Below are 12,287 nucleotides of genomic sequence, written 5' to 3'. Positions count from 1 at the left end.
CGTGTTCTCCTTCCGCGGCGGTCGCTCCCGCCGCTTCTCGTCCTCACCGGACCGTCAGCCGCCGGCGCGGCCCGCCGTCGCCTCGACCAGCGTCCGGGTCGAGCGGATGTCACGCTTGCCGTTGGCGTCGACCTTGATCTCGGGTACGACGTGGACCCGCTTGGGCACCAGCTCCCTGGGCAGCAGCGCGGACAGCCGGGAGCGGATCTCCCGTTCCGAGGGCGGCGCCTCCGCGGACCGGTCGTCGAAGACCACGAAGGCCTCCACCACGTCCAGGGTGCCGCCGCGGACGATATCGAACGCGACGTCGGCGACGCGCGGCAACGACAGGGCGTGGCGGTTCAGTTCGGCCATTTCGAACCGGTGGCCGTTCACCTTCATCTGGCTGTCCTCGCGCCTGAGGTGCAGCAGCACGCCACCGGGCAGCACCTCGACGATGTCGCCGGTGCGGTAGGCGCGTCCGCCGAACGCGGGGTCGTCGAGGAAGCGGCCCCCGTCGCCGTCGAGGTAGCCGCGGGCGATGCCGAATCCGCTGATGACCAGCTCACCCTGTCCGCCCACGCCCACCGGCCCGCCGTTGTCGTCCACCACGTAGGCCGCGGTGTTCCAGGCCGGGCTGCCGATGGGGACCGTGGGCAGGTCGGGCATGTCCCGCACCGCGAAGCGGTAGGCGCAGCAGCCGATCGTCGTCTCGGTCGGCCCGTAGTGGTTGACGATCTGCACGCCGTCCAGCCGGTCGCCCATCCGCTTGAGCATGATGGGCTCCAGCGGCTCGCCGCCGATCATCAGCCGCCTGGCCGTGGACCGGTAGTCCGGTTCGAGCATGCGCTCGAACAGCCGGAAGTGGCTGGGCGTGGCCTTCACGAAGTCGTAGGGCCGGGTCCGGGGGGCGTACAGGCTCGCGTAGTCCCACGAGTTCTCGAACATGACGATCGTGCGGCCGTGCGCCAGGGGCACCCACAGCGTGGTGAGCGCGAGGTCGAAACTCATGCTGGCGAACAGCGGGCAGGCGGCGCCGCCGGCGTCCGGCAGGATGTGGGTCGCCGCCCAGCCGATGTGGTTGACCAGGGAACGGTGCTCCACCAGCACGCCCTTGGGCATCCCCGTGGAGCCCGAGGTGAACACCACGTAGGCCAGGTCGTCGTGGAGCGGGTCGCCCGTGACCGGGGCGGGGGAGTCCGCGGGCAGGTCCGGCACGCCGGAGGTGTCCACCGTGGGGAAGCCGGAGGCGCACTCGACGCCGCCCGTGCCGTCCCACAGCATGAAGCGGGGCCGGACCTGGTCGAGGATGAGCCGCACGCGCCCGATGGGATTGGTCGGGTCGATCGGTGCGTAGGCCGCGCGGACGGCCATGACCGCGATCATCGCCGCGACCGTCTCCGCGTTGCGGCGGGCGACGACGCCGATGACCTCGCCCGGCTGCACGTCCATCTCGCGCAGCGCGGCGGCGAGGGACATGCTGCGCCGCCACAGCTGCCGGAAGGTGGTCGTGGTGTCCCCGCATTCGAGCGCCACCGCGTCCGGCGTGGTCTCGGCCCATCGGCGGATCAGCTCCACCACGGAGGACGCCTCCAACTCACGGCGTTCCCCCACGAGGGTGGCGCCTGGAAACTCACCTGCTCGGTGGCCGGTCACGACAATCCCTTCTCTTCGTCCTGCGGAGCGGTACCCGGTCCCACCCGGACCGCGTGGTGGCGTGGTGAACGGCGGTGCCTAGCGCCAGCCCCGGCCGGAGACGCCGCGGAAGTCCCAGACGTCGAGCCTGTCCAGGTCCGAGAGGCCGGCCGCGACCGGCTCCGCACCGGTCCCACGGATCAGGAGGCTGGGCAGCGGCCGGTCACGGGTGGGCCGCCCGGTCGGCTCGACGAACTCGGCGCCCAGGTCGGCGAGGACCTTGGCTCCCGCTTCCGCCAGGTCCCGCGTCCACATGAGCACGCGGGTGCCGGGCAGGGACTCGTGGGCGATCTGGACGAGGTCGGCGTAGACCTCCTCGGTGCGGGCCTCGCACTCGACGACCGTGGTGGGCGTCGGTCCCTCGTCGCTGTCCACTCCGGAGCGGTGGGCGACGAGGTAGCCCTCCGCGCCCCCCTCCTGCGAACGCGCGACGAGGTAGTAGTACTTCGCCAGCGGGTTCGAGGCGCGCCAGCCGAAGTAGGTGCTGTCGCGCGCGACGCGGACACGGCCGTCGGCGGGCACCTCGCGCACGACTTCCGTCATGGCCCAAAGGTCCGGGCGGCAGGCCGCGGTGACCGGCAGGCCGGAGCGCGGGCCGCGCGTGACGGGCAGTTCGTCCCACGGACCCCGGTGCCCGGTGCCCGGGGGCCGCGTCACCACGGACTGCCCCCAGACGCCGACCTGCCGCCAGCCGCGGATCAGCATCGCCGGCACGGTGCCCTGGTCCCCGAAGTCGAGCAGCCACGGGACGCCGTCGCGACGCAGCCGGGACAGCACCTCGTCGACCATTTCGTGGAAGAGCGGGCTGTTGCGGTACTCGGCCGTGACGATCGTGTCGGTCAGGCAGGGCAGCGTGAACCGCTGCCCGTCCCTTTCCCAGGGAGAGCCGAACACCCCCACCACGCCGATCAGTTCACCGCCTTCGGCCGGCGGGGTGCGGGCGATCACCGTGTAGCGGTCGTCGAGGTGGGGATTGGCGTGGTACTTCCACTCCAGGTACGCCTGGTTGCCCTCCGGTCCGCCGGCCCACAGGTTCTCCTCGAGGGCGCAGATCTCGGCGTGATCGGCCGGCGTGCAGCCGGTGAGGGTGAATTCCGCACGCATGTCAGGCTTCCGCTCGCTTCGCGCGGACGAACCGGGCGATCGACTCCAGGGTGCGGAAGTTCTCCTGGTTCACGTCGGCACCGGTGATGCGGATGTCGAACTGCCTCTCCAACTCGACGAAGAGTTCGAGAAACATGGAGGAGTTGAGGACGCCGCTGGCCATGAGGTCGTAGTCGGCCGGAACGGAGTCCATCAACAGCAAGTTGCACAGGAGCGTGTGCAGGTGGTCGAGTACCGCGCTCTCGGTCAGCGCAAGGCCGTTTTCCATGTCTCACCCGTCTTGTGTAGATGCGCCACCGGTGCGGGGCCGCATTCCCGCTCGCCTCACGGGATCGGTCGTCGCCCACGTCCTTCCGGGGAAGGATCGCCACTGCGCTACGAACTTAACGCGGCCGGGCAGCCGGTGCGGTAACTGCGGGGCCATTCCCGTGGCAACTGTTCCGCCTGACCGCGCAATTACCCCGCAATTACCGGCGGGGAGGCCGTGGCCGCCGACCGCTCCCGCCGGGACGGCACCGCGTCGTCCCGCCCCGGGCCGCCGGTCGCCGGCCCGCCCCCGCGGCGGGGCCGCCGGAGCGGCCCGCACCGGCGGACCCCGCCACCTCGGGCGGTCCCCGTCCACCGGTCGCCCGGGACCGGCACCGCACCGCCGGTGCCCGGAGGAACCCCCGTGGCACGGCGCCCTCGTACCGGGCGCACCGCCGGCTGCCCCGCACCGGCCCGTGCCGGACGGCCCGCCGCCGGGGCGGAGCCGTACGCGCCGGACACCGGCGGCGGCCCCGTCGCGGCCCCGCGGGCACCACCGGGCACCGTGCCGCGGCGGCGGGAACCCGGGAGCACCGCGCGGTCCACGGCGGGCGCGGACCGCCGCTCCCTCGACGGGTCATTCCGCGCCACGTGCCGGCCACGGGCCGGAATGGCTCGGGTAATCCGTGGGAATCGCCCGGTAATCCGGAGTCGCCCGGAAGACGGCCGGTCCCCGCCTTCCGGGCGAGGAGGACCCGTGCAAAGGGAAAACGGAACCGGACCGCTCCTCCCCTGCGGGAAAACACCCGTCCCGGTGCGGTTTTCCCAACGCGGCGGTCACGGCCCGCATTACCCGTCAATGGCGTGCCCGTTACCGCGGCGCGGTACCCGCCGTACGCCGCGCTGCTACCTTGTCGCAGAGAAGCGGACGTGCGGTGCAACCGCGGAACAAAGAGGAATCCGGTTTCGCAGGGCGGGGCGGTTGCATGCGCGGGACGCAGGCACGTGAAGAACAGGACACCGAAACCGTGATGCCCCTCCCCCAGACCACGCCCGCGGAGACCACCGCGACCGTACGCACCACTTCCACCCCCTCACCGATCGGGCCGCCGAGCATCGGGCTGGTCCGTGCCGCCGTGGTCGACTGGGCGCTGGCCCGGCACCGCGGGGGCCAGTTCGTGCTCCGCCTCGAGGACACGGACGCGGCCAGGGGCATGGCCCAGTACTGCCAGACGTCAGCCGGAGCCGGGCGCGCCCGGTCCGGTTGGACACGGCCCGCATCACCGCGGTCAACGCCGCGCGCCTGCGCCGGCCGAGCACCGCCGAGTACGTCGCGCGGCTGGTGCCGCACGTGATCCGCACCGGAGCGCTGCCGCCGGAACCGACCGCGGCGCAGCGGGATCTGCCGGCCCGGGCCGTTCCCCTGGTGCAGGACGCCGCGAAAACACTGGCCGAGGCCGCCGGGACCCTCGCGTTCCCGTTCCTCCCCGACGGTTCCGTGTCCGCGCGGGCCCGGACGGTTCGGCGGCGGCGCCGGACCACGGCGCGCTGCGCGTCGCCGCGGACCTCCTGGCGGACCTGGAGGACTGGACGAGGGAGTCGATACGCCTCCGCCTCAGGGACGGGCTGGGTGCGAACGCCCGTCCGGCCCTCGCCGTGCTGCGGGTCGCCCTCACCGGCCACCCGGTCGCGCCCCCGCTGTACGAGACGCTGGCGTTGCTGGGCCGCCCGAGCAGCCTGCGCCGCATCCGCCACGCGCTGAGCGCCGCGTCACCGTCCGGCCGGTGACCCGTCCCGGACCGTCCGGGCTCCGTTCCGCATCCCCGAGGAGACAACCGAATGTGTGGCATCGCTGGATGGGTCGCCTTCGACCGCGACCTGCACCGGGAGAACCACGTCCTGGACTCGATGACCGAGACCATGTGCTGCCGCGGCCCGGACTCGGCCGGCACGTGGACCGACCCGCGCGGGCGCGCCGCGCTCGGCCACCGCCGGCTGGCGGTCATCGACCTCGACGGCGGCGTCCAGCCGATGACGCTGGACACCCCCTCCGGCAGCCTGGCCCTGGTCTACAGCGGCGAGGTCTACAACTACCGCGAGCTGCGGGAGGAACTGCGCCGCCGGGGGCACGTCTTCCGCTCCGCCGGTGACACCGAGGTGGTGCTGCGCGGCTACCTGGAATGGGGCGAGGCCGTCGCCGACCGGCTCAACGGCATGTACGCCTTCGCGGTCTGGGACGCCCGCTCGGCGAAGCTGGTGATGATCCGCGACCGGATGGGCGTCAAGCCGCTGTACTACCAGCCCACGGCGGACGGAGTGCTGTTCGGCTCGGAGCCCAAGGCGCTGCTGGCGAACCCGCTGGCCACCCGGACCGTCGACCTGGACGGGCTGCGCGAGCTCTTCGGCTTCGTCAAGACGCCCGGGCACGCGGTGTGGGCGGGCATGCGCGAGGTCAGGCCCGGCACCGTGGCCACGGTCGACGCCGACGGCGTGCGCGAGCACGTCTACTGGGCGCTGGCCTCGAAGGAGCACACCGACGACCTGAAGACCACCGTCGCCCGCGTGCGCGAGATGCTGGAGGACATCGTGTCCCGGCAACTGGTCGCCGATGTGCCGCTGTGCCTGATGCTCTCCGGCGGACTGGACTCCAGCGCGGTCACCGCGCTGTCCGCGCGGCACCTGGCCGCCGAAGGCAAGAAGGCGCACAGCTTCGCCGTCGACTTCGCCGGGCAGAACGAGAACTTCGTGCCGGATCCGGCGCGCCCCACACCGGATGCGCCCTACGTGCGGGAAATGGTCGAGCACCTGGGCACCGTGCACTCGGACGTCGTGCTCGACGCGGGTTCGCTCGTCGATCCGGCCGTCCGCCGCGCGGTGATCGCCGCGCGGGACGTCCCGGCCGGCACCGGGGACACGGACGTCTCGCTCTACCGGCTGTTCCAGGCGGTCCGCAGGCACTCGACGGTGGCGCTGTCCGGCGAGAGCGCCGACGAGGTGTTCGGCGGCTACCACTGGTACCACTCCCTGGAGGCGCAGCGGGCGGGCACCTTCCCGTGGATGTCGCCGGCGAACGGGGTGCCCGCGGGCAGTCAGGGCCGGGACGGCTCCGTCCTGCGCCCCGAGCTGCTCGACGCACTGGACCTGCCCGGCTACGTCGCGGACCGCTACGCCGACGCGGTGGCCGAGGTGGAGCACCTGCCCGGGGACGACGCGGAGGCCCGCACCCGGCGGATCACCTCGCACCTCGGCATCACCAGGTTCACGCGCATGCTGCTGGACCGCAAGGACCGGCTGAGCATGGCCGTCGGACTGGAGGTGCGCGTACCGTTCTGCGACCACCGGCTGGTGGAGTACGTCCACAACACGCCGTGGGCCATGAAGAGCTTCGACGGCCGGGAGAAGAGCCTGCTGCGCGCGGCGGTCCGGGACGTGCTGCCCGCGTCCGTCGCCGACCGGGTCAAGAGCGCGTACCCGTCCATCCAGGACCCCGGGTACCTGGCCGTGCTGCGGCACCAGGCCAAGGAGCTGCTCACCGAGCCGGACCACCCGGTGTTCGACCTGGTCAGCAGGCCCTGGCTGGAGGAGGCCGTGGGCCAGGGGACGGGCCCGGCCGTGCGGAGCGGGCTGGAGCGCAGCCTGAACCTCGCGGTGTGGCTCGACGTCCACCGCCCCCGGCTGCTGCTGTCCTGAGGCGGCCGGGGGTCGGCCCGGCCCCCCGCCCGGCACGGTGACGCGCCCCCGGCCCGCTCGGAGCCGGGGGCGCGTCACCGTACGGGGGCGAGCCGCCGGGGGCACGCGGAGGAGGGCCGGCGACGGACGCCGGCCCTCCTGCGCGTGGTGCGGTTCCAGTGCGGGAAGTGCGACTGCTCGTAGAGGTCCGAGCAGGGGCCGAACCGGAGACCGGAGCAGGGGCCGGGCGCGCGCTCGCCGTCCGGTGCGAGTGCGCGGGCCACCGCGGCGGAGCACTGCCGCGGGTCCCCGGCAGGGGGAAGGCGGTTGGGCGGCGCCGTCCGGGCCGGCGTACGCGCGGACGCCGGCGGGCGGACCCGAGGAGCGGGCGTCGGCCTGCACCGGGTTGAACCCGCCCTCCCCGGTCCCTTTCCCGCCGGCACCGCTCCGACCGCGCGGACCCGCGGCCGTACGGCTGTGCTCCCGCGGCGTTGGTCCGTGGGCGGGCGCCCGGCCCGCACCGGGGCCGGACGCGGACGCCGTGCCGGTGACGTGCCGGGCAGGTGCGCGCCCGACGTGGGCCAGGGTGGCTCAGGCCCGGCCCGCCTTCGCCCCGAGCAGGGCGTTGGTCAGGCGGTCGCCGGCTTCCACGAGGTCGTCCCAGGGCCGGGCCGTGGTCATCCGCACCACGCCCCCGGAGAAGCAGAAGTTCAGGATTCCCGGGTAGGTCGACACGCCGGTCTCGCGCAGCAGGTCGCGGAAACAGCGGTAGCTGTCGTCCCACCCGGGGAAGCGCACCGCGGCGTTGATCGAGTAGGCGGGCACGGTCACCTCCGCCACGTGGGACAACCGGTGACAGGCGGCGGCGCGCAGCGTGGCCAGCGCGTCCTGCCGCTGCAGGCGCTCCTGCACGTAGCTCGCGTAGGCGGCGCGCAGCCGGTCGGCCCCGATCCCGTAGGACGGCTCGAACTCCGCGACCTCCGCCGCGCCGGGCCGGTCCAGACCGGCGACCAGCCAGCGTTCCATCCGCGCGAGCACCTCTATGACGGTGTAGAGGAACGACGGCGGACCGCCGAACATCGTCGACGCGTGCTCGTAGTACTCGTCGATGAACTCACGGTCGGCGAGCAGCCAGCCGACCTTCATGCCCGGCGCGGACCAGTTCTTCGAGAGGCTCGACACCCGGACGACGTTGCGGGCGGCCCGGGCGGCCGAGCGGGGGCGGTGCGGACCGAGCCACTCGTGGCACTCGTCGAGCATGACGGTGGTGTTCGGGCCCGCGGCGTGGATCAGCCGGGCCAGTTCGTCCTCGTCGACCAGGGCGCCCGTGGGATTGATCGCGGTCTGGATCAGCACCATCGGGGTGTTGGGGGTGAGGGCGCGGATCAGCGGTTCGAGCGAGACCTTCCCGGCGGCGCTGGGCATCGGGACCATCCGGACCTCGTTGCGACGGGCCACGGCCTCCACCAGCGGCGGGTAGTTGGGGATGCCGCAGAGCACCGGCTCGGCCGAGGCGGACCTGCCGGTGAGCAGGAAGTCGGCGAGGGTGCTGACCGTGAAGGTGCCGCCCAGCGTGATCGCGACGTTCCGCTCGTCGTAGACGTCGCGTTCCATCAGCGCGTTCTCGTAGGCGGCGACGGCCTGGCGGGCGGGAATCCGGCCGCGTGAGTCGGAGTAGCCGTACCAGTCCCGGTCGAGCGCGAAGCGCACGCAGTCCTTCAGGACCGCGGGCAGTCCCCAGTGCTCCTCGTCGACGGAGCCGCTGGACAGCACCAGTTGGCGATCGCCGGCCAGCTCGCCGTAGAGGTCGTCGCGGAAGAACCAGTTGAACAGTTCCTTCACGAACCGGACCGTGGAGCGGGAGGTGAGCGCCTCCTCGGGGGTGACCCGGCGCCGGGGCCGCGAACGCCGCCAGAGCTCGGCCAGCTCCGGGCGCAGCGCGTCGTCGCCGAGCTCGTACTCGACCCGTCCGAGCCACAGGTCGCGCAACTCGAAGGCGTCGCGGGGGTCGTTGGCGCGGGCGATGACGTCGAGCAGCCGGTCGTCGACGTCGGGGGTGAAGACGTCACGGTCCTCCTCGACGAGCCGGGACAGTGCGGCTGCGGCGCGCGCGTCGTCGGGCACGGTGATGCGCCGGGGCGGGGAAGGGGAATCGAAGAGCGGCATTTACCCATTTCCGTTTCTGTGCCGGGCTTGAATCGGCTCCGCGGATCCGCAGGCGTTGCTGGGACCGGAGTAAGGGAGTTGGCGGGTGGACGTGGTCCGCTGATGTCTGCTCCGGGCGAGCGACATCGAACGACGTTAGCGATTCGCTGCAGCAGGGAACAACAGGCAGAAGTATTCCGGCTGCAATTGCCGGGTAACTCGGGTGCGAAGAGGGTAATTGTGTGCCACGCCCGGCACGGTGATTTCCGCGGTTCGCGCACCGTTCCCGGGCCCGTTTCCGCTGGTCGGCGCCGGCCGATTACCAGGCAATGAGGCGGGGGTGCATTTCTCCATCCAGGCTCTTTCCGTCCGCCCCGCGGGGAGGGGACGGACCGCCGCGGGGGAGCGGGGCGCCGCCGGGGCGCCGGGCGGCCCGGCGGGCCCGGCCGTGCCGGGGCCGCGTCCGTCCTCCGGGCCGGCGTGGGCGCTGGTGGAGCCGGACCCACCGGGGGAAGCGGCCGCGGGCCGGGCGGTCAGCCGAGCGGCCCCGGCCGGCACCACCGTCAGACGGGGCCCCCTGCCGCACTCGGCCGGCGGCGCCGGCGGGAAGCCCGCGGCGGGGAGGCCGTGGGGAGGCGGGGTGTCACGGACCCTGCCGCCCGGCTCGACGCCGGACCGGGGACGGGGAGCGCAGGTGGCGCGGATCAGTTCCGCCTTGCGCTTGCGCACCGCCTCGGGCACGCGGGACAGCGCGACCTCGCGCAACCGGTGGTGGGCGAAGGCGTACGGGGCGTCCTGCCCTTCGCCGGGGTGCCGGGAGGAGCACATGATCCCGCGTTGGACCAGCAGGCGCAGCCACCGGCCGACCGCGCGGTGCCGGTCACCGCCGGCCAGCACGGCGAGCCTGCTCTCGGTGATCCACTCCCCGCACAGCGCCGCGTCGTACAGCACGGCACGCGCCTGTGGCGGCAGCAGGTCGAGCATGGTCTCCAGCCGGGAGCGCATCGAGTACGGCATCGCGTCCGGCAGGAGCCCCGATTCCGGCCATCCCGATTCGCTGAGCAGCCTGCCGTACTCGATCGCGAACAGCGGGTTGCCGCCGAGCGCACCGGCGACCGGCACGAGGGCGTCCGGGCAGTGTTCGGGCAGGAAGCGGCCGTCGGAGACCCGCGCGGACCTGTAGGCGTCCCACATGACCCGTGCCGCATCGGCGTCCTCCAGCGGGCGCAGGCACAGCGACGTGCTGCGGAGCTTGCCGCCGCCCCAGGCGGCGCGCCGGTCCAGCAGGTCCGGCCTGGCGCTGGCGACCACGAGCAGCGGTACACCGCTGGAACGCTCCAGGAGGTGGTTGAGGAAGTCGAGGACGGTGTCGTCGCTCCACTGGAGGTTCTCCAGGACCAGTACCAGCGGGTCCTGCGCGGCCAGCGACTCGAAGAACTGGGCCCACGCGTCGAAGGCGTCCGCCGGGACGGACGCGTCGGCGGTGTCCGTGTCCAGCAGGGCGCTGAGGTGGGCGAGCATCCACGGTGCCCGGCGCTCGTCCACGACCCCGTCCACCATGCCGGCCAGCCGGGCGGTCGCCAGGGGCGGCGGATCGGTGACATCGATGTCCGCCGCGGCACGCACCAGTTCGGCCAGCGCCGCCGAACGGCCGCCGCCGATCGCCGAAGACGTGCGCCCCACCAGGAAGGTGACCGGCGGGCCGGCCGTCCGGGACTCCCGGCACCGGCGCATCCACTCGTCGAGCAGCCGGGTACGTCCGGTTCCCGCGTCGCCGAAGACGGTCAGCAGGTGCGGCTGGCGGTGCACCAGCGTGCTCTCCAGCGCGAAGTCGAGGGCGCAGAGTTCGTGATCGCGGCCGACGAACGGCAGGTGGTCCGGACGGTCCAGCAACCGCACGGCCTCGGCGGTGGTCGGGCAGACCCGCAGGGGACCCGCCCCGCGGTCCTCCAGCAACCGCAGGCAGAGCCGGACCAGGTCTTCGGACGGGCGGGCCCAGGAGGACGCCGCATCACCCTGGCGGGTGATGGCCGCGCCGGTGACGACGACGACGCGCACCTCGAACGGCAGCCACCGGCCGTCGGCCGCGCGGCAGCCGGGCTCGGCGGTCAGCCTGCCGCTGATGGCGTGCGCCAGCCGAAGCGCGCGCCACGGCCCCGATTCGCCCGCCGCCGGATCCGCGGCGGCCATCCAGACCGGTGACCCCGCGCACCCGGTCGTGTTCCGCCAGGACTCCCTCGCCCGTGCGAGCAACGCCCCGACCGCCTCGTCCGCGGCCCCCTCCGCCTCGGCCACCCGCGCCTGGTGGAACTGCGCCTCCTCGCGGACGATCCCGCCGACGTGGTCGCGCACGGCGTGCAGGTCCTCCGGCCCCGCGGTCAGGTACGGGGCGGGGCCCGCAGCCACCAGCACGGTGCTCACCTGCCGCAGTTCCTCCAGCACACCGCCTTCGCCGGATCCCGGTCCCGTGCCGCCCCGCCCCGTCCGGCGGCCGGCCACGGCCGGCGGCCCCGCGGGCGTGCCCCGCGTGTGCGCGGCGAGCGGGGGAGCCCCGGCGAGGGAGACGTCGTGGTTGAGGATCGCCCGCTCCAGCTCCTGCAGTTCGGGGCTGGGGTCCAGGCCCAGCTGCTCGACCAGGGCGTTGCGGGTGCGGCTGTAGACACCGAGCGCATCGGCCTGCCGGCCCCGCTGGTAGAGCACGCGCATGAGCTGCCCGCACAGGCGTTCCCGCAGCGGTTCCTGTTCGACGAGCACCTCCAGCTCGCTGAGCACCTCGCCCTGGCGCCCGAGGTGGATGTCCGCCTCGAGGCGGCCCTCCAGGGCGGTCAGCCAGGCGCTGCGCGCGGCGCTGACCTCCGGCCAGTCGGCCGTCTGCTCGGCCAGGTCGGACAGGAGCGGTCCGCGCCAGATGTCCAGGGCCCCGCGCAGGGACCGCGCCGCCTGGTCCCAGCGGCCCGCGGCCAGCGCCGCCTGGCCCTGCGCCGCCAGGTCCTGGAAGCGGACGAGGTCGATGGCCCCGGGCGCAACGCGCAACAGGTAGCCGGGCGAGCGGGTGAGCAGCAGCGGGGGGTCCTCGTCCGCGTCCCCGGAGAGGGACTTGCGCAGTCCGGACACCGCGTTGTGCAGCATCTTGCGCGCCGACACGGGCACGTCACCCGGCCACAACGCGTCCGTCAGCTGCCCGACCGGGACCAGCGAGTTGTGGCGCAGCAGGAGCAGTGCGAGGGCGAGGCGCTGCTTGGTGCCCCCCAGCGGCAGCTGCCGCCCGTTGGAGGTGGCTTCCAGGGGGCCGAGGAGGAAGAACTGCATGACGTGGTCTCCCCAGGGGTCAGCCGTTCGGCGAGTCGGCAGTGGCGGACGGGGTGCGGGCGGTGCCGGCCGAGGCCGGGAGCGGACGGCCCGGCACTCGCGGCCGGCAACGCGCGCACCCCGTCGGCGCCGGTCGCCGC

Annotated in this window: 8 protein-coding genes; 3 read left to right on the top strand and 5 right to left on the bottom strand. The window is 73.7% G+C overall.

The window, feature by feature from the left end:
* Positions 1-54 precede the first annotated feature (54 nt).
* The 3 genes from QQY24_RS05860 to QQY24_RS05850 form a co-directional block, all read right to left on the bottom strand.
* Complete coding sequence (locus QQY24_RS05860; protein WP_301971591.1) at positions 55-1,635, bottom strand: amino acid adenylation domain-containing protein; 1,581 nt, start codon at positions 1,633-1,635, stop codon at positions 55-57.
* Positions 1,636-1,713: 78 nt separating this feature from the next.
* On the bottom strand, positions 1,714-2,778 hold the full coding sequence (locus QQY24_RS05855; RefSeq protein WP_301971590.1) for a GNAT family N-acetyltransferase: 1,065 nt from the start codon (positions 2,776-2,778) through the stop codon (positions 1,714-1,716).
* A gap of 1 nt (position 2,779) precedes the next feature.
* On the bottom strand, positions 2,780-3,046 hold the full coding sequence (locus QQY24_RS05850; protein ID WP_301971589.1) for an acyl carrier protein: 267 nt from the start codon (positions 3,044-3,046) through the stop codon (positions 2,780-2,782).
* 1,009 nt (positions 3,047-4,055) lie between these two features.
* Between QQY24_RS05850 and QQY24_RS05845 the strand changes: the two genes are divergently transcribed.
* The 3 genes from QQY24_RS05845 (at position 4,056) to asnB (ending at position 6,714) form a co-directional block, all read left to right on the top strand.
* Complete coding sequence (locus QQY24_RS05845) at positions 4,056-4,379, top strand: glutamate--tRNA ligase family protein (RefSeq protein ID WP_301976159.1); 324 nt, start codon at positions 4,056-4,058, stop codon at positions 4,377-4,379.
* Between the two features lie 193 nt (positions 4,380-4,572).
* Positions 4,573-4,812, top strand: a complete 240-nt coding sequence (locus QQY24_RS05840) for a hypothetical protein (protein ID WP_301976158.1) — start codon at positions 4,573-4,575, stop codon at positions 4,810-4,812.
* 51 nt (positions 4,813-4,863) lie between these two features.
* Complete coding sequence (gene asnB, locus QQY24_RS05835; RefSeq protein ID WP_301971588.1) at positions 4,864-6,714, top strand: asparagine synthase (glutamine-hydrolyzing); 1,851 nt, start codon at positions 4,864-4,866, stop codon at positions 6,712-6,714.
* A 570-nt stretch (positions 6,715-7,284) separates the two neighbouring features.
* On the opposite strand, the gene QQY24_RS05830 is transcribed toward asnB, so the two are convergent.
* Positions 7,285-8,859 carry a pyridoxal phosphate-dependent aminotransferase gene (locus QQY24_RS05830; RefSeq protein WP_301971587.1) on the bottom strand — a complete coding sequence of 525 codons (1,575 nt, stop codon included), beginning with the start codon at positions 8,857-8,859 and terminating at the stop codon, positions 7,285-7,287.
* A 135-nt stretch (positions 8,860-8,994) separates the two neighbouring features.
* The gene (locus QQY24_RS05825; RefSeq protein ID WP_301971586.1) at positions 8,995-12,147 is read right to left on the bottom strand and encodes a BTAD domain-containing putative transcriptional regulator; all 3,153 of its coding nucleotides are present in this window, start codon (positions 12,145-12,147) and stop codon (positions 8,995-8,997) included.
* Between the last annotated feature and the right edge of the window lie 140 nt (positions 12,148-12,287).

Source organism: Streptomyces sp. TG1A-8, from assembly GCF_030499535.1.
Classification (GTDB): Bacteria; Actinomycetota; Actinomycetes; order Streptomycetales; family Streptomycetaceae; genus Streptomyces.
Note: the sequence above shows the minus strand (reverse complement) of the source record. Positions and strands in the feature narration are given on the sequence as shown.